This is a genomic window from Thalassoroseus sp. (genome assembly GCF_984380535.1).
The window spans coordinates 18,987-44,450 of the sequence record NZ_CFHRBF010000004.1 but is presented as its reverse complement, the minus strand read 5'-3'; the positions used below and the strand labels follow the sequence as shown (position 1 = coordinate 44,450).

The window sequence follows — 25,464 nt, the reverse complement described above, 5'->3', positions numbered from 1 at the left end:
ATCTACAAGCCGCTAACAACGGACTTCCCCATCGCCTTGAGACGGCTGAACCGAGTAACACAGACACCATGACCGAGTCGCTTGCCCTGCTGGAACTCCACGGAGTTCCGATTGTCGACACGTTTGCCGAAGCGTTTCCAATCGTGGGGACGCGGTTGGTCATCACAGCCTGTACCGAACACTGGGCTCGTATAGCCGCAGAGCAGTTTAGCGGCTTCGCTACGAGTGTGATTGCTTGCGACATCGAAGCTGGCATCGAACGGACTTTGACCGCGGACGAAACTCCCGACGGTCGTCCCGGTGTGAGTGTGCTTGCGTATGCGTTTAGTCGCGATGCGCTGCAAAACGCGGTCAGTAACCGTGTCGGTCAGTGTGTGCTCACTTGTCCGACGACCGCATGCTACAACGGTTTGGATGACACCCCCCGCGAGAAACAAATCTCCGTCGGGGGCCAGTTGCGTTTCTTCGGTGATGGAATGCAATTCTCGAAGAAATTGGGTTCGCGGCGGTTCTGGCGATTGCCTGTGATGGACGGAGAGTTTCTCTGCGAAGATCGCTTTGGCACCGTCAAAGGGGTTGCCGGCGGGAACCTGATTCTCTGCGGACGCTCGCAAGCGGAAACTCTGGCAGCCACCGAAGCCGCCGTCAATGCGATGCGAACGATCCCGAGCGTTGTGCTGCCGTTTCCTGGTGGAATCGTTCGTAGTGGGAGTAAAGTCGGCTCGAAGTACAAGAAGCTGAAGGCCAGCACCAACGACGCTTATTGTCCCACCGTTCGCCCGTTGACCGACTCGGCATTGTCAGCCGAGACCGCATGCGTCTACGAAATTGTGATCGATGGACTCTCCGAAGAACCCGTTCGGGAAGCCATGCGTGCGGGACTCCACGCCGCTGCAGAAATGCCAGGGTTGACCCAAATCACGGCCGGAAACTACGGCGGAGATCTCGGACCATTCCACTTCCATCTCCGTGAATTACTTGCCAGTTAGACCAACCTGATGAGTGCTCCATTCTTGCAACGTTCGATCTTCTGGTTCGTCATTTGTGTGACCGCCGGGTTGGGAACGGCGGCGATTCTGAACGTCGATCCGCTGTTGAGTGCAAACGACCGATCGCGGTGGGTGACAGTGTGGTCACTGTCCGAACGGGGCACCTACCAAATCGACGAGATCATCCAGAACGACGATTGGGATACCATCGACAAAGTCCGTCATGACGGGCACTTCTATTCGTCGAAACCGCCATTGTTGGCCACCCTTGTTGCCGGCGTGTATGAAGCTGTGCGGGCGGCGACCGGTTGGACGCTTACCGACAATACTGAGTATGCAGCACGTACGGTTTTGGTCTTTGTCAATCTGGTTCCGTTTTTGATCGCGCTGGCAGTACTATCCCGGTTCGTAACACGGTACTCCGAAAGCGAAACTACGGCGAACGTCGTATTCCTGTCTGCCGCGTTTGGAACCTATCTCAGCACGTTTTCTGTGACTTTGAACAACCACACGCCTGCTGCCATCAGCGTAATCTTTGTACTGTCCGCCCTGGCACGGATTTCGATAGACGGTAGTCGTTCGCCATGGCATTTTATCGTGGCCGGGTTGTTCGCCGCTTTTGCCTGCACCTGCGAATTACCGGCGGCCTTGTTTGGTTTGGCGACGTTTCTGCTGCTCGTCAAACGGGACTGGCTTCGCACATTGGTGTGGTTCGTGCCGGCCGCGTTGGTTCCGCTTGCGGCTTTCTTCGTCACGAATTATCTGGTGACCGGGGGCATCAAACCGTTCTACGCTTACTACGGAACCGAGACCTACGAATACATTCATCAGGGCATTCCAAGTTACTGGATGTTCCCCCGCGGTATCGACGCCAACACGGAGTCGACCGCTGTTTATTTCATGCACTGTGTCATCGGGCATCATGGAATCTTGTCGCTGACGCCAGTCTTTCTATTAAGTTGGTTCGGGTGGTTCTTACCGCGAACGTGGAAGTCCCCATTACGAGTTCTCTACGGCATGGGGGCACTGCTGACGTTGGCTATTCTTGCGTTCTATATGACACGTACCGCCAACTACAACTACGGTGGCAACACCGCGGGACTTCGTTGGGCATTTTGGTTGATCCCGTTTTGGCTCATCGGAATGATCCCCATGCTCGAAGCTTGGGGACAACGGCGGTGGTTTCAAATTAGTGTCGGAGTTTGTTTAGCGATCTCCGCGTATTCGATGTCTTCCGCCATCGGTAACCCGTGGAAACCGTCATGGTTGTTCGATGTGATGAAGCGAGCCGAATGGATCGACTACAACACCCCTGCTCCGAAATTTGAACGACAGTTAACAACCTGGATTCACGCATTGCCCCCCGATCCGAATCGGAAAAGCTGGGTGGAATTTCAATCGAGCGAGGAAGACGGAACGCTTTCCACGCTGCGACTGACCGATGGCGGACGGATTCAGTACGCCAAACGGGATACCCGCAAGATTGTCGTCGATTGGAACGCGGGCACGTCGGAAGCTCGTCAGGAAACCTATCATGTGCTCGAAGATCGTTTTCACGCCGGTCGCCCACCACGCGAGTTTCTCGTCTGGCCGGGGGAAAAACCTTCGAAGGCGAAACAGGAAGCCGCGAGAACGTTTTTCCGGAACATGCCCAAAGCTCGTGGCTATAATGCCGACCATATCCGCTATCTGAAAACTCCACTCCGTGAAAACGCGATTCGCTGTCAACAGGCGGCCTCTCGCGTTTCTTTCGAACCCAAGGGGAGTTCCCAAGCATACTGGTATCGTAGCGATGTATGGATCACCGATCAGGTACCGTTCGGATGTGTCCGGGTGGAAACGACCGTGCGAGCCGATGGTTCGAATGAACCTTATCGCTATCGTCGGTTCGATATCGTCAAAGCCAGTTGGCTCGGGGAGGATCCGGAATACAATGACAAGACGGTCCGGCAAAAGTGACCGGCGTCGTGTTCGTGTTCCCACATTGTCACCGGAGGAGAAAAGTGAACATGTTGAGGATCTGGACCACATCGTTTGTCGTATTCCTGGGAGCAGCGTCGGTAATGGCTGCAGAACCCTCTGTGACTCCGGAACGGAGCGTCTTCATGAAAACGATGGGCGGTCGACAATTCTGGGGCGATGTCGCTTTCCGGTCGGGTTGGCGAATCCAACAACACATCACGACCAAACATTTTCGACTGCTCGATCCCAATGACTTCCGTCATGCGTCCGGCACACGCGCCGAGTGCGAGGCCAAGCTAGCGGAATTAGCGCAAGCAAAGTCCATTCCGCCAATGCAGGGCAAGGCGGCACTTCTCATTCACGGGTTGATTCGCTCGTCGAAATCGTTCGAGAAGATGCAAGCGTCGTTGCGGGAGGCTGGTTATACGGTCGTCGTGTTCGATTACCCGAGCACGCGTGCTGAGATCAAGGTCGCGGCCGGTTATCTCCGGGAAGTGATCGCCTCATTGAAGGGCATCGAGCAGATCGATATTGTCACTCATAGCATGGGGGGGATCGTTGTCCGAGAGTATTTGCAGCACGATCCGGATGAACGTATTCATCGTCTGGTGATGGTGGGCACGCCGAATCTTGGGGCTCATATCGCCCAAACGTTCAAACGCAATATCGCGTTTCGTTTGATCTTCGGACCCGGCGGACAGCAATTGGCAATTAATTCGCGGTATGTCGATTCTCTGCCGATTCCTGATTTCGAGTTCGGAATCATTGCCGGTTCTCGTGGCAAACCGGGCGGTTTCAACCCCCTGCTGCCCGGTGATGACGATGGCGTGGTTTCCGTCGCCAGTACACGTTTGCCTGGTGCGAGCGACTTTCTCGAGGTCACCTGTCTTCATACATTTCTGCTGCGGGACCAAAACACGATCGACGCCGTGCTGCGATTTTTCGAAGCAGGAGAGTTTCGTAAGACCGGCGAACCCCAACCAATCCCTCGCCCTGCCGCTGTCACGAACAAAGACTAATTACTCCGGTTTATGATCAGGTACGCCGGATCGAAACACTCGCTGCGTGCGCGGTGAGTCCTTCGATACCAGCCAATCGTTCCACGTCAGCGGCCCCGTGTTCGCAAGCGGCTTTGTCATAGTGAATGACGGACGATTGTTTGAGGAAATCATTCGCACATAAGCCATGTGCAAAGCGGGCGGTTCCACCGGTGGGGAGGACGTGTGACGGGCCGGCGACGTAATCTCCGAAGGCGACCGGCGTGAAATGACCCAGGAAAATCGCGCCGGCATTCTGGATTTGATCCAACATTGGTTCGGGATCGTCCATGGAAATGTGAAGGTGCTCGGGGGCAATTTCATCGGTCAGCCGGGCGGTTTCGGCGGCGTCTCGTGCCAGAATCAATGCTCCGAAATCCTCCAAGCCTTGCCGAGCCATCTCCCCCCGCTCGAGTTTCGCAAGCTGCGAAACAAGTTGTTCTTGCACCGCCTCGATCAGCGGTTCGTGCCACGTGATTAGCACACCGGAACCCGGGCTGTGCTCCGCCTGAGAGATCAGGTCCGATGCCACAAAATCTGGCCGGGCGGTTTCGTCGGCAATCACCACAACTTCACTGGGACCGGCGATGCTGTCGATATCGACTTCCCCGAAGACATGCCGTTTCGCTAGTGCGACGAACAGGTTCCCTGGTCCGACAATTTTGTCGACGCGTTCGATTCCCTCAACACCGTATGCCATCGCAGCAACGGCTTGGGCCCCGCCAATTCGGTACACTTCTTTGATTCCGAGTTCGTGACAAGCCGCCAACAAATGCCCGTTGTAACTCCCGAAAGGCGTCGGCGGAGCAACCACCGCAATTTCCTTCACACCAGCGGTCTGGGCAGGTACGGCAGTCATCAATAAGGTTGATGGATACGCTGCCGCTCCACCCGGTACGCAAATGCCGACCCGTCGCAACGGACGATACCGTTGCCGAAGTTGAACCGTGCCCGTTCCCGCAACGCGGTTCAATTCGAAATCGCTATTGAGCATTCCGGATTGAAATTCACGGATATTGTCCCGCACACGACGGATCGTTTCGAGGTATTCCGCATCCGCTGCGGCGTGCGCGTCAGCCAATTCGGCAGGGGAAACACAAATGGTTTCCGGGCGAAGGTCGACCTGGTCGAGTTTTCGAGTATAGTCCACCACCGCAGACAGACCGTTTGAACTCACGTCTCGGCAGATTCGCTCGACAACCTGTTGCGGCGTGAGCGGTTCGCCGAAGAGTTCCTGCGTACGTTGACGACCGGCGGGCGAGACCACATCCCCACGCGGGCTAAGTTTCTCCCGCAACTCGGCGAGCAACTCGTCAGCGTCGTCTTCTGTCGTGCGGATTACCGGGATATCACAGCTTTCACTCATAACCTTCACCTTGTTGAAATGCATCCGACGAAGCATCCTAGTCCGAAGACTATCGATCGAAAAGGGTCAAACACATCCGTCAGGTCATGCCTGACCCAACCATGTTCGTGCACCCAGAATCGTCAGGCATAACCCCACTGAATTGCTCGAACGGACTTCCACGTAAGTTTAGACGCCAATGACTCATTCCGACTTTCTTCCCACCGCTGATTTGGAAACGCTCCGCCGTCGCGCGAATCTGTTGAAGACGATCCGAAATGCGTTTGATGCGGCAGGCTATCTGGAAGTTGAAACGCCGATTCTCTCGCATGATACGGTCGTGGATGCCCACCTCGATCCGTTCGTCACGCATGCCGCCGAGACCTCTTCCAGCTCCCCGATCTTCCTGCAGACGTCTCCCGAATTCGGAATGAAGCGGTTACTAGCGGGTGGAGCGACGGCGATTTTTCAAATCGGAAAGGTGTTTCGACAAGGCGAATCCGGGCGACTGCACAATCCGGAGTTCACCATGATTGAATGGTATCGTGTCGGCGACGATCATCACCGCCAGATGGATTTTACAGCGGATCTCCTGCGACAGGTCTGTCCTGGATTACTCGGAAGTGCTGATATCAAACGTTTCACCTATGACGAGGCGTTTGTGGAGTTCGTTGGACAACGGGTCTTGATTTGTGACGCTGAAGAACTTCGGACCATTGCGATTCATCACGGATTACAACCGCCCGAGTCGTTCACGGACGACCGCGACGAGTGGCTGAATTTTCTATTGTCGGAATTGGTCGAGCCGCATCTCGGGCAGGATACACCATGTTTTCTGTACGACTACCCCGCGAGTCAGGCGGCCTTGGCGAAAGTCCGACCGGATACGCCACCGGTCGCCGAGCGGTTCGAGTTGTACATTCGCGGGACCGAGATTTGTAATGGATACAACGAATTGACCGACCCGACGGAACTCAGGCGACGAATCGATCGCGAGAATGCCATTCGCATGGCAAATGCCAAACCCGCCTTACCGACATCGAACCGGCTACTCGATGCCATGGAGCACGGTCTGCCGGAGTGTTCGGGAGTGGCGTTGGGATTCGATCGGCTCTTTCTGTTAGCCGAAAACCGCGACGACATCGCGGATGTTATTGCCTTCCCGTTTGATCGTGCGTGAGCCGATTTGCTAGTGATCGTGCGGTCTTTGTCAGAGCAAAGTCTCCAAAATCTTTCGGATTCACCCATTGAAGTTCCGAATCTTTCCGCACCGTTCCACGGACGAAATCCGCGGAATGGCAAACCAGACGAATGCGATATCGAGTCACCCCATGTTTGATGACTTCTAAAAGTTTGCCTGGCTGAATCTCAATGCCGGTGAGTTCTTGGGTCTCGCCTTGCAAACGTTCGACGATATCTCTTGGAATGACGTCGAATCCTGGCAGCTGGTTCGAATGGGATCGTTTCCCCGTTTTGGAACCAATATGAAGCGATTTTGCTTCTTCGGGCGTGAGCGAAAACCGCGGGAAATCCCACAATCCGGTCCACCACTCCCCAGTTTCCCGACGCCGCAGCAGATAGCAATCATCCTTGCGGATCGCAAAGCATACTTCGGTGAGATCGGTTATGACCGGTTTTGGCGATGCGTACGGAATCTCTGTCTGTAACCCAAGTTCCGCCGTCCGACACACGGGAAGAAGTGGGCACTTTGGGCAGTCCGGTTCGGAAGGTTTACAGACCGTCGCTCCAAGATCCATCAACGCATGGTTGAAGTCGCCCACATCGGTTCGTGGGAGAATGTCCTCGGCAAACTGCCATAACACACGTTGGCCGGCCGTCGATTTCGGATCATTCCGGTACGCCAGCAGTCGACTGTAGAGGCGTAGCGTGTTCGCTTCCACAATTGGCGCTCGCACCCCGAACGCAAACGAGGCAATTGCACCCGCTGTGTACCGACCGATCCCCGGCAACTTCTGCAGCGTGGCCACCTCCTTGGGAAATTGGCCATTGAATTCGGCGAGAAGCAACTTCGCTGCTTTATGAAGATTCCGAGCACGACTATAATAACCGAGACCCTCCCAGAGTTGGAGAACGGTGTCTTCGTCCGCTTCCGCTAGATCGACCAAGTTCGGCAAACGGTCGAAAAACCGATGATAATAGGGAATCACGGCGGCAACAGTCGTTTGTTGCAGCATGATCTCGCTGATCCAAATTCGATAGGCATCGGTCGTTTCCCGCCATGGCAGTTCGCGACGATTTTGCCGATACCAACTTTTTAGGCTTCGCCGGAGCTTGGTTTTTTGGGGAGAATCGAAGAGATCGGGAACTGTGTTCAGGCTGGATTCGTCGATGAGGCAAATTCCTTAGAATTGCAACGGCCGCCACTGGAAGCGGTTTTAGCCTTGCTGTTTTGTAGCGAATTTCCGATACCTATAACGGAGCACCGTACTTTGCAGTTAGGTTTGGAACGGAACTTGCTGCTGATTGTGGGTGTAACCTGTTAGTTTGTCAAGAGTTATGTCATAGATCCTTTGGCGACGACTTTACAGCTATGCCTCTGAAAACCGAGTCGGTCGAAGAACCGTCGCTAAATTTGACGCCGATGATCGACATTGTGTTCCTGTTGATCATTTTCTTCATGGTCGGCACGCAATTCGCAGATGATGACTTGACGATGTTTGATATCGAATTGGCCGCCACGCGGACCGAGGCCACTGCACTGACGCCGGGGCCGGATCCGGTACGGATTGCGATTCGACAAGACGGTTTGCTGTTAGTGAATCAAAAAGTCGTCACGCTTGAGGAACTTGAACAGATTCTCGCTGCCAAAAAACAAAACTACGTGGACCAAGCGGTAGTCATTGGTGGTGAGTCTGAGACGAACTTGCAGCGCGTCGTCGATATTATCGATGTCTGTAAACGCTTGAAAATTAAACGGTTTACGTTGGCAGCCCGCACGCTAAGTTCATCGGGCACCTAATCACGGTCGAGCGATGATCCCCGAGTTTGTGGACGCGTTGAGAGCGTCGAAAGGAATCCAGCCATGCCATTGAAAGCCGAGGGACATGACCTCGTTGACTGGCTGTCGCTCTCGATGGGTGTCGGGCGGGCGGAAGTCACGCAAGGTTTATGGATCGGCTTGGCATTGTCGATCCTGTATTTGCTGACGCTGTTGACCACACGTTGGGGCGAACGACACGCCCTGGTGAAAGCGTTAGTGTTCTCCGCCATGCTGCACGTATTCTCGACACTCAGTTGGGTGGCGGTTGCTCCCTCGATTTCGGATCGTTTCAAGCAAGAGCCAGCGGAACCCGAGGAAAATGAGACTCTGGAACTGACGATTCTCTCTGAAGATTCGTACGAAGGACCTCAGGTTGGAGCGGAGGAGTTCTGGAACGATCTGCCGACACCGGCGGACAGCGAGTCGAATCGCACCGATCGGGAAGCATCTGATCCTTTTGCAATCGATCGACCGGATCGGGAGCAGGTGGAAGTGGAAACCTCCATCGCTCAACCAGATTTAAACAACCTGCCTGACAATCCGCGTGAGACACCGGACGTGGAACGTTCGGCTACGGAAATGCATGCGAGCGTGGCTCCAAACCGGCTCGAACAACCAGACCAGCTTCCGTTGGGACCGCAACCGCGGCCACAGAATGTGCCCCCACGTGCTGTTCCAGATCGTACGCCAACAGATCCTGAGACGGCACGAATGTCGCGTGAGGAAAATCCTCTCGATTCCCAGGCTGTTTCGGATTTGAATGTCTTGCCGGATGCATTACAGACTGATCCCGAGACGGCTCGATTGCCCAATGATTCCCTGACGAAATTGACCGACCCGGCTGCCAACATGATGACGCCGTTGGCACCGTTGGAAATGGGGAACACGTCGAATCAGCCACCCGTTGTGAGTCGGGCCATTCCGGAAGATCGACGTGGCATCGAAACGACTTTGCCGGATCGGACCGGAACCGATCGCCCGCAGGAAACGCCACTTGTGACAGACGCAGGGGCAATTCCCGCCATGCCCGCGGATGTGCCTCAAGCATTCCGGGAAGATTTGCAGAACGCGATTGCCAAGGCAGTTGCAAACATCCCGACGACAAATCCCGAGCAGATTGCCGTGCCGAACGCGGTGCGACCGGAACCGCCGAAAACGCGGTCGACACCGGATCGTGAGATGGAAGTCGGTACGCAAGTCACGCCCCAACCGCGTCAAGAGGTGCCCACCTCGGAACCACGCACGTTCGATCCCAGATCTGAGATCGCTCGTCAAGAGACCGTCGATGACCCACGACGATTTCTCGCTAAGCCGGACCGGACAATTGCAAAACTCGACACGCCTGGAGTTGCATCCGAGGTCCCTTTGGCTCCCTTACAGCCGGAGAAATCGAACACCGAGTCGCCGCGAACCCCCGTGCGAAATCAACCGGATCGGATGACGCGGCTTGATGAACCGATTCAGCGATATCGACGTAACGACACGAAAACCGACCTGTTACCGACGTCGCCCACTCGTCAGCCGAACTTGCCGGAAGTCCCCAAACCGGATGTGCCACAAGTGGCACGTCGGACGGAATTCGATCCGATTCGTCGCGATGGTTTGCCGCCGTTGTATCAATTCCGAAATGCTGAGGCTCGTGAGAAAGCGGTGCTCAGTTATGGAGGAACGGCGGAGTCCGAACGGGCTGTCGAATTGGGTCTGGAGTGGTTGGCGGCGAATCAGTCTCCATCGGGGGCATGGATTGCAAGCGATTTTGGGGGCGGGAACGTCGTCATCGGGGCCAGTGGTTTGGACACTCGGGGAGCACCGATCAAGGATGGCATTCCAGGCTCGCGAGCCGATGCAGGCGTGACTGCCTTGGCTGTGCTAGCGTTTCTTGGGGCGAATTACACGCACGAACGGGGCGAATACCAGCAAGAAGTTGCATCGGCGTTGCGTTGGATGGTCGAGAACCAGCAGGCCGATGGTTTCCTCGGTGCGAACGCCACCCACTACGCCCGCATGTATAGTCATGCGATGGCGACTTACGCGATGGCAGAAGCCTACGGAATGCGAGAATCACCCACGCAGGAAAGTCCGCTGAGACTGCCGCTGCAGAAAGCGGTCGATTACATCCTGAATCAACAAAACGAAACGGACGGGGGTTGGCGGTACCAGAAAGGGCAAACCAGCGACATGAGCATTTTCGGTTGGAACCTCATGGCGCTCAAAAGTGCCGAGTTGGCCGGAATCGAAGTACCATCGCGGGCCAAAGATCTGATGATCAAATTCCTTCAAGATCGAAGCATGGGTGAACGGAACGGGCTGGCTGCTTATCACATTCAGATTGCGGGACAGGAAACGCCCACACCAACGATGACCGCGGAAGCTTTGTTCTGTAAGCAGATGCTCGGCATGTTACGCGACAACCCCGCCAGTGAAGAAGCCGTCGAGTTTCTGGCGAAACATCGTCCGACGCGAACTGAGTACGATGTTTACTACTGGTACTACGGAACGCTCGCGATGTTCCAGTATGGCGGCGTATCGTTCCAGAAGTGGTACAGTCCGTTGCGGGACATGCTGGTGATCGATCAACGCAACGACGAAGAATTCGTCGGCAGTTGGGATCCCCGCGGTCGCTGGGGCGGATATGGCGGGCGGGTGTACTCGACGGCGATGTCGATCCTGTGTCTTGAAGGCACATACCGTTTCATGCCGCTGTACAAATCGCGTCCCGAACCCATCCCGTTGCCACTTCCAGGCGAGTAACTTTTGGGTCACGACCTGGCCGATGTACAATCCAACGCATGTGCTGAACTTACATGGTTGTTGGTTCGAGACCGGCGAGGCGAATAAGTAGGCGTTCGAGTTCGATGCGGCTTTGAGTCGGGTTCATCGTGCCTGCACCGCCGCCGAGTCGGTCGCGAGTTTCCAACAGCCACGTTTGAATCTTTTCCGCACGTGGCCGACCGATTCGTCGCAAATAGCGTTCGGCATCCGCGACTTGATTCCGCCAAATTCCCGCGGACTGTAGTGCAGAAGCGAGCGAACTCCCCTGTCTCGACATTTCAGTCGCAATCGCGAACTGGCGAAATTTGAAGGTCAAACCGCCAAGAATTCGCAGCGGTGCTTCCCGAGCGGCAAGAAGTTTGTCGAGACTTGTAATGGCTCCATCGGCGCGACCGGCGAGGACATCGTCGATCAATTCCCAGGTTGTTTCGGCCCGCCATCCGCCGACAAGCGTGGTGACATCTTCGCGTGTGATCTCGGTTCGATCGCCCACGTATGACGAAAGTTTCGCCAACTCCATGTCCAGTTGACTCAAACCGGTTCCCGCCAACTCGAGTAGAACCATCGCCGAGGCGGCCGGAAGTTTCTTTTGGTAACGGAGTTCACACAGCGACCCCAACCAACGCGGCAAATCGCTTTCTTTCGGGGCTTCGCAGGCGATGTTCAGCCCGCTTTTTTCGATGGCTTTGTACAGTTTTGTCGTCTTCGGCCACTTCTTGACAACCAGAATCAGTACCGATTTTTTCGCGGGAGATTTCACGTATCGTTCCAGCCCGCTGCGGTGTTTGGTGACAAAATCATCGGCACCGTCGACGATCACGATTCGACGATCTCCGAACATCGAGATGGTTCGAAGTTCATCAGAGACAGCCTGAAATTCCGCGTCTTTGCCATCAAATCGAGTCAGACTGAGTTCGTCTTCGGCATCGTCCCCGAGGATCTTTGTTGTGAGTTCCTTGATGACGGCGTGTTGCAGGAATCGTTCCGCACCAAAGGCGGCAACAACCGGGCCAATCTCGGTCTTGGGGGATTTCAGGAAGTCGGATGCGGTCGTGGGCATCGATCAATCGTTCTTGACGAAAATGACAAGATGGACGTAGAGTTCGCCGATTGTCGGTCAACGCACGACAACTTGCAACGTACTTCCCAATGACGAATCGGAACGCATGCCGCTGGATGTCGTGAACGAACCCACGTTTATCTGCCCCGGTGAAACCCACCCGATTTCGCGGTCGGTTCATCTAGCGCGAATGGCGTCATTTTACCCCGGCTGTCGCGATTGTCCGTTCCGTTCCGAGACCGGGCATCTGCCCCAAGACACGATTGACCGACTCCAGCAAACCGAACGCCGGGCGATTCCTGCAAGTCTTTTTCAAAGCGAAGGCGTGCGTGGTGTGTACCTCAACGAGTTGTCACGACGACACGCGGAATTGATTGCTGCCAGTTACGCCAGCGTGTTGTGGTCGCGAACTCCATTGACAGGGTGCATGTCGCATACCGAAAACAATCAGGGGAGCAAGGAAAGTCGCGTCAATCCGTCGCTGGTCGTTGGATACGACGAGCGACCATCTGCCCCGGATGTTTTCACGGGCGTTACCCAGGCGTTGCGACGGATGAGTTGCGATGTGGTGGACATCGGACTCACAACGAAACCGGCGTGGCAGTTTGCGGTTGAGCAGTTTGGTGCTGATGGCGGTGTGATGGTAACGGGATCGGGCTGCGATCCATCGCGGATTGGTCTGGATTTTGTCCGCACAGCGGGAATGCCGATTTCGCGGGAGCACGCAACGTGGGATTCGGTCAGTTTGACGGACATCGAAGATGCAATTCGGGACCCATATCACCGTCCCACACGACAGGCGGGAGCCCAGACTGCGAGCAATGTCTGGGCGGATTACGTCGCAGAGCGTTTGCAGCATTTTCCGATGTTGGCACCCTTTCGAATCGTAGTGGGATGTTCCGTCCCGTTGGTGATGCGGGCCATCGCAACAATCTCAGAAGAACGATCGTACGAGTTCGTGCCGGTGGCGATTCCGCGTCGTGTGCGACGGGTGCACGAGGTCAACGATGTCGATGTCGGTCGGGTTGCGAATGCCGTCCACGAATCGCAAGCGGATCTCGGGATGCTGATCGACGATGATGGCCAACGTTTCTCATTGGTGACAGAACGTGGCGAACTTCTCGCTGCCTGGACGATACTGCCATTGATTGCAGAGTTTTTGCAAACCGAGGTACCACGTCGCCCCATTGTCCTCGAACCGCAAACAGCAAGAGACGTGGAACCGCAATTGGTTCGTCAGGGAATTACCTGGACGAGGGCAGGTCAAACGCACGCGGAAATGTTCCGAGCCATGCAAGATCATTCCGCTGTGCTTGGAGGCGGCGCGAGCGGTCGCGTGTGGGTTGCGAACCCGACACCCACGTCCGATGCCCTGTTAATCCTGGCCCACTTGCTGACAGTGTTGACTCGCCGACAGATCTCAATGTCTCGGGCGGTCGCTCTCACCAGCACCTTGCAGCAATAGTCGAGTCAAGAATTCTCTATTCCACCCCGTGCCGATTCGAAGTTGACTAGCAACCGCGGGCCGATTTCGAGATGATCGGGCGATACGAAATCCACGGGACGAATTTGCGAAAGCGTTTCTATGAGTCAGCATTGGATCGCGGATCGGATGCACAAGATCGATGCTTCCGGAATCCGGAAAGTGTTCGATTTGGCCGCGAATATGACGGAGCCGGTGAACCTTTCCATCGGACAACCGCATTTCGATACGCCGGAACCGATCAAAGAGGCACTCAAGCAAGCCGTCGATGCCGGCAAGAACGCTTACAGCCAAAGCCAAGGCATCAAACCACTGTTGGAGCGGATTCAAAACGATATTGCCGCCACCTACGGACACGCCGATCGACAAGCGTTTGTCACGAGTGGGACAAGTGGCGGACTGATGCTCGCGTTGTCGACGTTGGTCGGACCCGGTGATGAAGTCATTGTGTTCGATCCGTGGTTCGTGATGTACAAGCATCTGACGACGCTTGTTGGCGGCAAGATTGTCGAAGTCAGCACGTACCCCGACTTCCGTTTCGATGTGAACCGGGTCGCCGATGCGATTACCGATCGCACGAAGGTCATTCTCTGCAACAGCCCGAGCAACCCGACCGGGCATGTGGCGAGTGCTGAGGAAATGCAAGCCCTCGCGGAGTTGGCCCGTGAACGCGATGTCGCATTGATCAGCGACGAAATCTATCGCTCGTTCTGTTACGACGGTGACTTCGTCAGCCCGGCGAAGTGGAACGATCAAACGATCGTGATCGACGGCTTCAGCAAGTCGCATTCGATGACGGGACATCGGCTCGGATATTGTCATGGTCCGAAACACATCGTCGAACAGATGATCAAACTCCAGCAGTTTACATTTGTGTGTGCTCCGCATCCGATTCAATGGGCTGGGGTCGCGGCATGGGACACTGACATTTCCCACTTTGCCCGCGAATATCGAGGTAAACGCGATTTCGTTCGCGATGCTCTCAGTGAGAACTTCGAGATTCACGGGGGCAATGGGGCGTTTTACTTGTTCATCAAGACACCATGGGGCACCGGCACGGAATTCGTGAAGGAAGCGATTGCCAATAACTTGTTGATTATTCCTGGCAATGTGTTTAGTTCTCAGGACACGCATTTCCGGGTGTCCTATGCGGCGGAAGATTCGGTATTGGAACGCGGTGTCGAGATTCTGAATCGAATTGCGAAATGCTAGACCGGTGCATCACCAGTCGTGTTCTGGCTTGTCAACATGACCGTCACTCGTATAATCCCTATTCAAACTCGTTTCACCGACCAATACTCTGGCACGATTCAAATTACGCCCTAACGCAGACATTCGTAAACGCAGCCATTCGCAAGGGCGAGCGTTAAACTCCGGTATTTTCGACGACTGTCGATGCAGACTACACAACAACGGTTTGGAACCAACCTTGGGAGATGTCGTGGGTCCGATGGGCCAATCACACCGCATTTTAGTTGTTGGTGAACCCGACTCGCAGACGGACCAGTGGATCGACCGCTTGCGGGCCGAGAACGAACTGGTTTTCCGTTCGAACCTCAACGAAGGTTTGAAATGCTTGCACTCGGAAGCCATTAGTTGTGTTCTACTGTTGGGGAACGGTTTTCCGGTCGCCGGAGGGATGCTGCAACTCGGTGGCATCCTGGATGAAATCCCCGACGGAATCGTGCTGCTCGATTTGGAATTACAAATCCTGTGGTCGAATCGGCGAATGCAAACCCTGACAAGTCGGCAAGACGAACTAGCAGGGTTGAAGTTTTACGATGCGTTTGGCTCTCCGGAAATTCTCGGCCCGGATTTCTGCCCGTTTCATACCGCGATCGGGTCAGGAGAATCGGCCCGAAGCACATTGCGTGTTGGTGAAAAATCGTACTTCGAGGTTCACGCCAAACCCGTCTTCGATGGCGAGAGTGATCTACCGGGATATCTCGTGGTGATCGTGCGGGATGTTTCCGTCGAAATCCTGCAACGTCAGAAACTCAACGCGATCTACCAAGCAGGTTTGGAACTCGGCGATCTTGCACCGCAAGACATTCTGGATATGTCTGTCGAGGAGCGAATCGAACTTCTCAAGGCAAAGATTCTGCATTACACACAGGATCTCTTGGAATTCGAGACCGTCGAGATTCGCTTGCTCGACAAACGCACCCAGCAACTCGATCCGTTGTTAGCGGTTGGAATGCAAAGTGACGCCACCTCGCGAACTTTGACCGCGGATGCTCAGAACAACGGCGTAACCGGGTTCGTTGCGGCGACCGGCAAGAGCTATCTTTGTGAAGACACCGACAGCGATCCGCTCTATCTGCCAGGAGCGCCGGGGGCCCGCAGTTCACTAACGGTGCCTTTGATTCTACACGACACGATCCTCGGCACGTTCAACGTCGAAAGTCCGAAGCCGGGTGCGTTTACTGAGAACGATTTGCAGTTTCTCGAGCTATTCAGCCGCGAAGTGGCAATGGCGTTGAACACGCTGGAACTCTTGCTCGCCGAAAAAGTCACGACGGCAAACCGCAGCACCGAACGCATGTTGCAGGAAGTTGCTCACCCAGTCGATGAGATTTTGAACGATGCCGCCTGGGTACTGGAACGATATATCGGGCACGAACCGAATGTCTCCGACCGTTTGCTGCGGATTCTCGATCACACGCGACAGATCAAACAGTTGATTCAACGTGTCGGTGAAGCGATCGCGCCGCAAGTCAGCAATCCGTTGCTGCAACCCCGACCGGAGCGGGCCAAACTAAAGGGCAAACGGTTGCTAGTCGTCGATAGCGACGAGAGCGTTCGCCGTGCTGCTCATGAATTGTTGGGTCGTTACGGGTGCGAAGTCGAAACGGCTCACCATGGCGACGAAGCGTTTCTGATGGTGCGACGGTTCGAATACGATGCGGTAATCGCAGACATTCGGCTCCCGGATATGACCGGCTACGATTGCTTCCATCAAATTAAGGAACTCCGCCCGGATCTTCCGGTGATTCTAATGACGGGCTTCGGTTACGATCCCACGCACTCGATTGTGAAAGCTCGGCAAGAAGGATTGCGTTCGGTGCTTTACAAGCCGTTCCGGTTGGATCAATTGCTGGCGGAAGTCGAATCCGCTGTCGCTTCTGCCGATCAACCGGGGTAGAATGAATCGGTTAGTGTCCACTCGTCGAGTGGTGTCTGCATGGTCGTGTCAAGTTCTCCAGGCGAACTCGCGTGTCCCAACGAAAGTGGAACGAATGCGAAAACTTCCACGCTGGCTCATCGTGTTGGTTATGTGGCCGATTTTCCTCGGGCCGTTCCAGAGTCTGGCGGTTGCACAAGAGGACGAACTCACCGCCTCACAGGTGCTAACTTCGATCGAACGTGGACGTCGATTCCTCCTCAGTCAACAATCAAATGACGGCGCATGGCGGGTCGACGACAGTTCCTTGTATGAGATTGGAGTCACGAGTTTGGCGCTGCTGGCGTTGATCAACTCCGGCATGACACCCGAAGATGCGGAAATCAACAAAGGGCTGACATTCCTGCGGAATGTTCGGGAACCGAATCCGGTTTACACCTACGATATTGCTCTGATGTTGATGACGTTCTCCGCCGCGAAGGACGGTGAACGTGATGTGCTGCGGATGGAAAAACTGCTAGGGAAATTGGAGGAATCGCAAACGCGGAACGGCACCAACCGTGGCTCGTGGGGATACACGATCAATGGTGAGTTCGCCGCCGGTTGGACGGGCGATCGTAGTAATGCCCAGTATGCGATTCTCGGTCTTCACGCGGCCAGCGAAGCTGGGTTGGAAGTGGACCGAAGCGTGGTTGAACGTGCCCGACAACACTGGATCGATTCGCAGAACATCGACGGCGGCTGGGACTATGTGAACAATGCCGGTTTGCGATCTCCGAGTACCGGTAGTATGACGGTTGCTGGGATTGCTTCGTTGGCCATCACGAATGCCATGTTGCGTGATCCCTCGCAAGACGAAACACCCGACGGCGAACCAATCTGCTGTGGTGCCCTGCCCGAGGACGATAGTCTTGAAAAAGCCGTCGAGTGGTTGGCGCGACATTTTGCCGTTGGTCGCAATCCTGGTCCGGCCGCTCAAACCGAACACGTCCTGTATTACCTGTATGGTCTTGAACGTGCCGGGCGGTTGAGTGCGCGACGATTCTTCGGTCCGCATGATTGGTATCGTCGAGGTGCGACATATCTTGTGGCCGCCCAACGTCGCTCGAACGGTCAGTGGACCGGTGTGGGTAAGCTGGAACAGAAACCGGTCGTGGGAACGAGTTTGGCGTTGCTGTTCCTCTCGAAAGGCTTGGCGCCGGTTCTCATTCAAAAGGGAATGTTCGGCGAAAACGTGGGTTTGCAGGCGGTCGAATCTGAGAATTGGACGCGTCATCGCTGGGATGTGAGGCAACTCACGGAACGTATCGCCGGTCGTCCCATGTGGCCGAAACTATTGACTTGGCAAGTCCTGAATTTGAACCAAGCGGTTGCGAACAACTCGGTAGCATCCATTCGCCAAGCACCGATTTTGTACCTCAGTGGCGAAGATTCGCACAAGTTCACCGATGCCGACGCTTCGCTTCTGCGAACCTATGTCGACCAAGGCGGCTTTATCCTCGGTGTCGCCAACTGCCCGGAGAATAGCGATAACGCGTTCGAAGATTCTTTCCGCGATCTCGTGGCGAAAATGTATCCACTCGGCGATGTGGCCCTGAATCCGCTGACCGAAGATCATCTTGTATGGCGGAGCGAATTTCTTATCAAACCGGATGAGTACGAACTGTTCGGGGCCGATTTGGGGTGTCGCACGCCAATCATTTTTTCGCGGACGGACTTGTCCTGTCTGTGGGATAAGATGTCTCGCGTCGAACCCAAGGGCCGGAGTCAAAAACTTTCGAAAACGATTGACGGTGCGTTTCAGATGGGCGTGAACATCGTCGCTTACGCCACCGGACGCGAACCGCCAAACAAGTTGGAAGCCGAAGCGGACGACCTCGCCGACGGCCAACAAGACAAAATCGAACGTGGTTTGCTACAAATCGCGAAGTTGAAACACGGTGGCGGTTGGGATGTCGCACCGCAGGCACTTCGCAATTTGTTGATGGGCCTAAACCGCGTTGTCGGCCAAGCCGCCACCACCAAAACACGACCGATCGAACCAGCGAACGGTAACTTGTTCAAGTATCCGCTCGTGTACATGCACGGCCGAAGCGGGTTCGATTTCAGTGACGCAGAAGTGAAACAGCTTCGCATGCATCTCCAACGTGGCGGAGTCTTGTTTACTGATTCCTGTTGTGGTTCCGATGCTTTTGACGCGAGTTTTCGGGAACTCGTGCAGAAGCTTTTTCCGAACGAAAATCTAGAGCGAATCCCGATCGACCATGAGATTTTCACTGACAAGACGTTCTATGATATTCGTCGTGTCCGCCGTCGTGTGCCAGGTTTGCCAAAGCCGAATCAACCGGCGAACGTTGCGGTTGAGGCAGTGGAACCATTCTTGGAAGGCATCACGATCGACGGTCGACTTGTTGTCGTGTACAGCAAGTACGACATTAGTTGTGCCCTGCAACGTCAGGTGACGGTGGCTTGTCCGGGTTATATCCCCGAAGACGCCCTGCGAATCGGAATCAATGTCGTGATGCACGCACTCTTGCAAGATGCGACGAGCGTGTCGACCGATAATTAACGGGACACGACTTCTTTCTGATGTTCTCTCAAGCGAGTCTGTCCAAGCCCGGATTATGTGTCAAAATTGGGCTCGACCGAGCAATTTTGGTGACCGGGAAACCGCATGTCACCACTTGCGATTCGAAAAAAGATTTGACAAACCGATGCAGCCGTGTATTCGATAGTGTCAGCACAGTTGTGATTTTTGCCAACATATAGTCCGCAATTGATGAAGGGATGGATTCGATGAGCACGGACGACTCAAGTTCTTCAACGGACCCGCGAGATGCTGCCTTGCAGGTGCATTTGCTCGGCATCGTCGACTTCGACGCCGCTTTGGCGTTACAGGATCGGTTGGTGTACGAGTTGACTGGGCGATCGGATCAGCAGGGAGCACTTCTGCTCTGCGAACATCCTCCGCTGATTACCATCGGACGTGAAGGTAGCCGGGCACATATCGTTGCGGATGATCAGGAATTACAAGCCCGTCGAGTGCCGGTGCGTCGGCTCGGTCGTGGTGGTGGCACGTTCATGCATATGCCCGGCCAATTGGCCATCTATCCGGTGCTTCCACTGAGTCGGATGGGTATATCAGCGTTTCATTTTCGAGAGTTGTTGGAAGAAGCCATCATCGATGTTTGTGAAGAACTTATGGTTCCCGCCGAACGGAAGGCGGAAAAACCGGGTGTGTTTTGCCATCACGGGCAGGTTGCGCACACTGGGATCACGATCAAACGTTGGGTGACCTGCCAAGGTGTTTACCTGAACGTCAATCTCGATTTGAATTGGTTAAAGTTGGTCAGTTCCAATTCGATCGCCGATCGCCCGACGACTCTTGCGGCTCAACGGACCCGTGTGACGGAAATGTCGCAGGTTCGTGAATCTGTTGTTCGTCATGTGGCCGAGCGTTTTCGCTATCGACACACCAATCTCTACACGAGCCATCCGATGCTCAAACGCACGTATCAAACTGTTGCGATGCGAGCATAGGAGATTGAGGGCGCTCGAGACTCGATTTTTCTTGTGATCCGTATCCCGTGACGGTGACGATTGCGGTTTGGACGTCTACAATGTCATCATTGGACGAAACCAAGCGATCTGAACTTTCGAACGAGACCGTCTCACCGTGCTGAACGAACTGAACATTCTGCCCTCCGACCCGCCTGCCTCCAATTCGGTTGCCGACAAACCTCGGCGTCGGTTGCCGAAGTGGTTGAAGCGTCCGCTACCCGAACCCGGTATGGCGTACACGAGCGGGACCATCGCCGACTTGCGGTTGAATACCGTTTGTGAAAGTGCCCGTTGTCCAAACCGAACGGAATGCTGGTCGCATCAGACCGCGACCTTCATGATCCTCGGCAATGTCTGTACCCGGCCATGTGGTTTTTGCTCGGTGCCGAAGGGCAAAACGGAGCAACTAGAAGTCGACGAACCCGAACGTGTCGCGGAAGCGGCGGCTCGGTTGGGGCTCAAGCATGTCGTGATCACATCCGTCACGCGTGACGATTTGCCGGATGGCGGTGCTGAGCACTTTTACGAATGTGTGATCGCCGTTCGCGAACGCACAGGAGCCGCAGTTGAAGTTCTCACGCCAGACTTCCTCGGCAATAACGCCGCCATTGATCGTGTGATCGAATCCCGACCGGACGTGTTTAACCACAACACGGAAACGGTTCCACGGCTGTATCACCGGGTGCGTCGGAATGCGAAGTATGATCGCACGCTGAATCTGCTCGCTCGCGTCAAAGAAAAAGCCCCCAATATGGTCACGAAAAGTGGGCTGATGTTGGGACTTGGGGAAACGATGGAGGAAGTGCTCGACGTGTGTGCCGACTTGCGTGCTGTCGGGTGTGACATGATCACACTTGGTCAATATCTCCAACCCGGCCCGGAACACTTGCCGGTTGAACGGTACGTGCCCCCGGAAGAGTTCGACGAAATCGGGGACCTTGTCCGCGCGATGGGTTTCGCGTTAGTTGCGAGCGGGCCGTTCGTGCGATCAAGTTATCACGCGGGCGAAATGGCATCGGTTTTGGAACAGTACCCCTCACCCACGGAAACCGAATGATGACCTCCGCCGGGCAATCGCCGATCCCCGTGTGTGTGCCGGACTTGGGGCAAGACGACCGCCCCGCGAGCGTGTGCACTTGGCTCGTGGAACCCGGCGATGCCGTCGAGGAAGGTGATCGGTTGGCGGAGATTGTGTTGCCGGGGATTGTGTTTCACGTCTCGGCAACGTCTTCGGGAATCTTTGTTCGGCGAGAACGTCCGCAAGGCGCGACCGTGTTTCGCGGCGATTGCCTGGGCTTCATCAGTCCTGGGACAAGTCCCGAACTTTCCTGAATGAGTGTGTCGCGAGATGTCAACTTCCTCCGTCTGGACCAGCGTTCGCGGGCATCAAGCCCAGGTCGAGTTGTTCCGTCGATCACTCAAGCGAAAGCGGTTGGCCTCCGGTTACCTGTTCGTTGGACCGGATGGCGTCGGCAAACGTTTGTTTGCTCACAAGCTTGCCCAGTGTTTGCTATGCACGACGTTCGCCGATGAGGAACTCGAAGCGTGCGGCGAATGTCCGTCGTGTCGCCAAGTGCTGATCGATTCCCACCCCGACTTACTCACTGCCGAACCGCCTGCGGGGAAGACGGTATTCCCAATCGAGCTTATCGCTGGTGCCAAAGAACGTCGTGGTCGCGAAGGACTTTGCTACGATATTTCTTTACGTCCGATGATGGTCGAACGTCGTGTCGCCATCATTGATGATGTCCAGCAGATGAACGCGGAAGCCGCGAATGCATTCCTCAAAACCCTCGAAGAACCTCCGCCATATGCGACGTTGTTTTTGATTACCTCGAACGAATCTGCCTTGTTGCCGACGATTCGTTCGCGATGTCAACCGGTACGGTTTGCACCATTGCCGCCGAGTGAAATTGCGGCGTTATTGGTCGAGACCGGTCAGCTTGAAGACGTCGACGAAGCCACCGCCGTTGCCTCACTGAGCGAGGGTAGTCTGACAACCGCGTTGCAGTTGCTCGATCCCGAATTACGACAACTCCGCGATAAGCTCTACACTGCGTTGGCCCGCGACAACGACAATCCGCTGGCTCTTTCGAAGCAGATGATTGAAGACGGCATCGAACAATTAGCAACCGATACAGCGTCTCAGCGGAAGAATGCGGTTTGGTTGGTGCGGTTTGTCATCGAGTTTTACCGCCGGACGTTACAGTTCCTCGCGGAGGAGTCGAACCCGTCGAGTACAGTCATCCCGCAGGTGAAGCAGTTCGCGGGGGTGTGGAAAGCCGACTCGGCACGAGCTTGGGAAATGCTGATGAGCATGCTCGAACGAGCGATGCACGCGGAACGCCAACTCACCCGCAATAATCCGCCGAAGATGGTGCTCGAAGCGTTATTTGAAGCACTGAGTCAAACCCGTCGTCGAATGGTTTGATCATCGTTTGGCACGTTCGGCAACCACGCTCGTCGTGTTTCCCCCGCACATCGGGCAACGCTGCGGATTGAGTTGGAACGCTTCCCCGCAATCCAGACATTCCAGTTGAGATGTCGAATCGCTGGTCGCTGTGGTCGGCGGATCGGGTTCGTTTTGGGAATCCGTTTGCGGAACAGCCGGCCAACAAAATTCGAGCGTCAGCCCAACAACGGCTCCGAAGATCGCCATCGGAATCACGATCAACCACACCGGTCTGGCGCCGAGAGCAACCAGACCCACCGCCAGGGCCGTGCAGAGCGCCATGCCCAACGACATCAAACCGAACGTGCGGTCCTCGAATGACGATCTCGGCGGTTCGTCGCTCATTCGACTTCCAAGACCTCGATATTGATCCGTCCGAGAATGTTCATCAGCGGGAGAAATGTGGTCACGGGAGCCGGGGCATCGTCGGCGAAGCTGGACTCGGCGAGTTTGATGTGAGCTGCGCCCGTGCCGCCCTGCCCGAGTGTCGCGTCCAAAGGCACCCATCGTCCGCCGAGAAATGCCTCCGTCCACATATGCCCGCCGAACCCGTTCAGCGATTGCACATAGACCAATCCGACGGCGATCCGCGAAGGAATTTTCTTCACTCGCAACAACGCCGCCAGTAGCACCGCATGTTCGGTGCAATCCCCTTCCCGGGACGCTGCCACCTCTGCAGCGGATGCAAGAGCCGTCGAGAAATTCTTGTTCGTCAGCGACTCATGCACGATCTTCTCCAAGCGAACTGCAATCGCTGCGGGATCGGTGATGTCGTTCGAGACTTGGTCTGCAAGTGCCAGCACGTTTGCATCGTCAGTCTGTAGGAATCGCGTGCCTTGCAAGTAGACAGCTTCGGTGGTGGTCGACTTTCCTTTGTCATGCGGATCGATCGCAGTGACCGTCACGTCGACGGTATGATCGTCGATTCGGCGAAGCGTCTGGTACGGCTCCTGGGGGATCAGCGTGGTGGCGTCCGAACCAGGCGTTTGAATGCGGTACACAATTTTCTGGCTGTTGTGCGCTTTGGGAATGGGCTTTACGGATACCATTGTGTCGAGCGACAAATCTAATTCCGCCCCGGCGATTTTTCGCAATGCTTCCGCCTGGCTCACGCGGTAGGTCGTAAGTTCCTTGCCGAAGATCGGGAGCGAGGTCTTCAACGCTTCGCCAGATTCCGTCAACCAAATGTCGATCGGAAACGGATCGGTGGATCGTTGGGCTTTCGCTTTGAGCAATCGTTTCCGTTCGCCGTCCAGCATGCGTTCGGTTTCCATTTTCGCCGCTTCAATCGTGACCGTTGCGACGTCGTTCAACTCCGGAATGTAGACGCGAAACTCCCGCGATTCCTGTTCGGTGAGCGGATCGACATGGAAGTTGCGTTCCAACCATGACGGCGATTTTGTTTCCCGATTCCAAGGGATCGTTTTGGTCTCCATCTTGCCGGCAGTTTCGGAAGTCAGCTGCAATTGATCGCCCTTCACGACAGCGGAAGTTCGCGTCACGGTTGCCGGCGGGTTCTTGGTTTCGAACATCAACGAATGAAGTTCGCCGGTACCGGTTTCGACGGTTTCCAATCGCGTTTGGATAATTGTCGGCTGGCCAAAGCGTTGGAAGTTGAGGTGGGTCTCCTGCGTTGTTCGCAGCAGTTTTTGATCTTTCTGCTCGTAGGGTTCGACGGTCTCATGTACATAACCGACACGCTGCCGACCGATGTAAATCACGCCCCAGTGATCGGTGTGTTCCGTGGTCGCTGCTGTCGTTTTCGAGTCGGGGCTTTCGGCTCGGCTGGACATCAACCAAATGCCCACGCCGAGCGAGATGCCCACACCAATCGCTACGGCTCCGACCGTCAGCGAACGTTTTCGGTTCGTCATCGATTCCATCCGTCGAGAAGAGTTCTCAGTGTTCGCGATAATACATCGCGGTCTGTCTCGATCATAAAACGCCAAGTCGGGACGGTCCACCGACTTCTCGTTCGGAACAAATCCGGGTATTCTGATGCGTATGGGATGATTTTTGCGAGTTTATCAGCAGTAAGGAAAACAACGATGTTACGAGTGTTCGCGTTTGCGGGGTGTCTATTGGCGTTTGGTCAGGCTGTGACGGCGGCTGATTTGAGCGTTGGAGATGCGGCTCCGAAGTTTTCGGCTCAGGACGATACTGGCGAGACATGGGAGTCTGCGGCTTATGTCGGCAAGGGTAAAATGTTGGTCGTGTATTTCTATCCGGCCGACATGACCGGCGGATGCACGAAACAGGCCTGCGGTTTCCGAGATGACATGAAAAAATTGCAAGAAGCGGGTGTGACCGTGGTCGGTGTGAGTGGCGACACCGTACAAAATCACCAATGGTTCAAAAAAGCTGAGGACCTGAATTTCACGCTCCTGGCCGACCCGGATGGCAAAGTTGCGAAAGCGTTCGGTGTGCCCTTCGATGACAAAGATCAGCAGATCGTCCGCACCGTGGACGGGAAAGACGTGGTTCTCGCTCGCGGTGGCACGGCGAAGCGTTGGACGTTCCTCATCGGGCCCGATGGTAAGATCGCATTGAAGAATACGAAGGTCCAAGCGGCGGGCGATAGCCAAGCCATTCTGAAAAAGGTCCAAGAGTTGCAGTAAAACACACTATACAAATTCGCCGAGAAGTCAGCTTGGTATTCAGTGAGGTAAATCACACTT

At 55.2% G+C, this 25,464-nt stretch carries 20 protein-coding genes; 15 read left to right on the top strand and 5 right to left on the bottom strand.

Going from position 1 to position 25,464, the window contains the following annotated elements; all coding sequences use genetic code 11:
- Positions 1-68 precede the first annotated feature (68 nt).
- The 3 genes from fhcD to AC5DDB_RS06330 are packed head-to-tail and all read left to right on the top strand — an operon-like array spanning position 69 to position 3,970.
- On the top strand, positions 69-989 hold the full coding sequence (gene fhcD / locus AC5DDB_RS06340) for a formylmethanofuran--tetrahydromethanopterin N-formyltransferase (RefSeq protein WP_491739138.1): 921 nt from the start codon (positions 69-71) through the stop codon (positions 987-989).
- 9 nt (positions 990-998) lie between these two features.
- Positions 999-2,948: a hypothetical protein gene (locus AC5DDB_RS06335; protein ID WP_491738850.1), complete on the top strand. Its 1,950-nt coding sequence runs from the start codon at positions 999-1,001 to the stop codon at positions 2,946-2,948.
- Between the two features lie 50 nt (positions 2,949-2,998).
- The gene (locus tag AC5DDB_RS06330; protein ID WP_491738849.1) at positions 2,999-3,970 is read left to right on the top strand and encodes an esterase/lipase family protein; all 972 of its coding nucleotides are present in this window, start codon (positions 2,999-3,001) and stop codon (positions 3,968-3,970) included.
- A 16-nt stretch (positions 3,971-3,986) separates the two neighbouring features.
- Here AC5DDB_RS06330 and hisD read toward each other — a convergent pair whose 3' ends face one another.
- Positions 3,987-5,354 carry a histidinol dehydrogenase gene (hisD, locus tag AC5DDB_RS06325; RefSeq protein ID WP_491738848.1) on the bottom strand — a complete coding sequence of 456 codons (1,368 nt, stop codon included), beginning with the start codon at positions 5,352-5,354 and terminating at the stop codon, positions 3,987-3,989.
- 178 nt (positions 5,355-5,532) lie between these two features.
- On the opposite strand from hisD, the gene epmA reads away from it, so the two are divergent.
- On the top strand, positions 5,533-6,513 hold the full coding sequence (epmA, locus tag AC5DDB_RS06320; RefSeq protein WP_491738847.1) for an EF-P lysine aminoacylase EpmA: 981 nt from the start codon (positions 5,533-5,535) through the stop codon (positions 6,511-6,513).
- Here epmA and mutY read toward each other — a convergent pair.
- Complete coding sequence (gene mutY, locus AC5DDB_RS06315; RefSeq protein WP_491739137.1) at positions 6,485-7,669, bottom strand: A/G-specific adenine glycosylase; 1,185 nt, start codon at positions 7,667-7,669, stop codon at positions 6,485-6,487. The two genes, epmA and mutY, sit on opposite strands and share 29 nt — an antisense overlap.
- A gap of 215 nt (positions 7,670-7,884) precedes the next feature.
- Between mutY and AC5DDB_RS06310 the strand changes: the two genes are divergently transcribed.
- Positions 7,885-8,313 carry an ExbD/TolR family protein gene (locus tag AC5DDB_RS06310; RefSeq protein ID WP_491738846.1) on the top strand — a complete coding sequence of 143 codons (429 nt, stop codon included), beginning with the start codon at positions 7,885-7,887 and terminating at the stop codon, positions 8,311-8,313.
- 63 nt (positions 8,314-8,376) lie between these two features.
- The gene (locus tag AC5DDB_RS06305; RefSeq protein ID WP_491738845.1) at positions 8,377-11,085 is read left to right on the top strand and encodes a prenyltransferase/squalene oxidase repeat-containing protein; all 2,709 of its coding nucleotides are present in this window, start codon (positions 8,377-8,379) and stop codon (positions 11,083-11,085) included.
- A 49-nt stretch (positions 11,086-11,134) separates the two neighbouring features.
- Here AC5DDB_RS06305 and holA read toward each other — a convergent pair whose 3' ends face one another.
- Positions 11,135-12,166, bottom strand: coding sequence for a DNA polymerase III subunit delta (holA, locus tag AC5DDB_RS06300; RefSeq protein ID WP_491738844.1), 1,032 nt, complete (start codon positions 12,164-12,166; stop codon positions 11,135-11,137).
- A 106-nt stretch (positions 12,167-12,272) separates the two neighbouring features.
- On the opposite strand from holA, the gene AC5DDB_RS06295 reads away from it, so the two are divergent.
- The 8 genes from AC5DDB_RS06295 to holB all read left to right on the top strand — a co-directional run bounded on the left by AC5DDB_RS06295 (position 12,273) and on the right by holB (position 22,765).
- Positions 12,273-13,631 carry a hypothetical protein gene (locus tag AC5DDB_RS06295; protein ID WP_491738843.1) on the top strand — a complete coding sequence of 453 codons (1,359 nt, stop codon included), beginning with the start codon at positions 12,273-12,275 and terminating at the stop codon, positions 13,629-13,631.
- A gap of 120 nt (positions 13,632-13,751) precedes the next feature.
- Complete coding sequence (locus tag AC5DDB_RS06290) at positions 13,752-14,861, top strand: pyridoxal phosphate-dependent aminotransferase (protein WP_491738842.1); 1,110 nt, start codon at positions 13,752-13,754, stop codon at positions 14,859-14,861.
- 238 nt (positions 14,862-15,099) lie between these two features.
- Positions 15,100-16,794 (top strand): response regulator, encoded by a 1,695-nt coding sequence (locus AC5DDB_RS06285; protein WP_491738841.1) that lies wholly within the window; start codon positions 15,100-15,102, stop codon positions 16,792-16,794.
- Positions 16,795-16,888: 94 nt separating this feature from the next.
- Complete coding sequence (locus AC5DDB_RS06280; protein ID WP_491738840.1) at positions 16,889-19,342, top strand: DUF4159 domain-containing protein; 2,454 nt, start codon at positions 16,889-16,891, stop codon at positions 19,340-19,342.
- Between the two features lie 227 nt (positions 19,343-19,569).
- On the top strand, positions 19,570-20,313 hold the full coding sequence (gene lipB / locus AC5DDB_RS06275; RefSeq protein WP_491738839.1) for a lipoyl(octanoyl) transferase LipB: 744 nt from the start codon (positions 19,570-19,572) through the stop codon (positions 20,311-20,313).
- 139 nt (positions 20,314-20,452) lie between these two features.
- Entirely contained in the window at positions 20,453-21,391 is a 939-nt protein-coding gene (lipA, locus tag AC5DDB_RS06270) for a lipoyl synthase (protein WP_491739136.1), read from the top strand.
- Positions 21,388-21,666, top strand: a complete 279-nt coding sequence (locus AC5DDB_RS06265; RefSeq protein WP_491738838.1) for a lipoyl domain-containing protein — start codon at positions 21,388-21,390, stop codon at positions 21,664-21,666. The genes lipA and AC5DDB_RS06265 overlap by 4 nt, the downstream gene beginning before the upstream one ends.
- A gap of 16 nt (positions 21,667-21,682) precedes the next feature.
- Positions 21,683-22,765: a DNA polymerase III subunit delta' gene (gene holB, locus AC5DDB_RS06260; RefSeq protein ID WP_491738837.1), complete on the top strand. Its 1,083-nt coding sequence runs from the start codon at positions 21,683-21,685 to the stop codon at positions 22,763-22,765.
- Here holB and AC5DDB_RS06255 read toward each other — a convergent pair whose 3' ends face one another.
- Both AC5DDB_RS06255 and AC5DDB_RS06250 read right to left on the bottom strand, forming a co-directional pair.
- On the bottom strand, positions 22,766-23,131 hold the full coding sequence (locus AC5DDB_RS06255) for a hypothetical protein (protein WP_491738836.1): 366 nt from the start codon (positions 23,129-23,131) through the stop codon (positions 22,766-22,768).
- On the bottom strand, positions 23,128-24,660 hold the full coding sequence (locus tag AC5DDB_RS06250; RefSeq protein WP_491738835.1) for a transglutaminase-like domain-containing protein: 1,533 nt from the start codon (positions 24,658-24,660) through the stop codon (positions 23,128-23,130). The genes AC5DDB_RS06255 and AC5DDB_RS06250 overlap by 4 nt, the downstream gene beginning before the upstream one ends.
- A gap of 174 nt (positions 24,661-24,834) precedes the next feature.
- On the opposite strand from AC5DDB_RS06250, the gene AC5DDB_RS06245 reads away from it, so the two are divergent.
- Positions 24,835-25,404 carry a peroxiredoxin gene (locus AC5DDB_RS06245; RefSeq protein WP_491738834.1) on the top strand — a complete coding sequence of 190 codons (570 nt, stop codon included), beginning with the start codon at positions 24,835-24,837 and terminating at the stop codon, positions 25,402-25,404.
- Positions 25,405-25,464 lie beyond the last annotated feature (60 nt).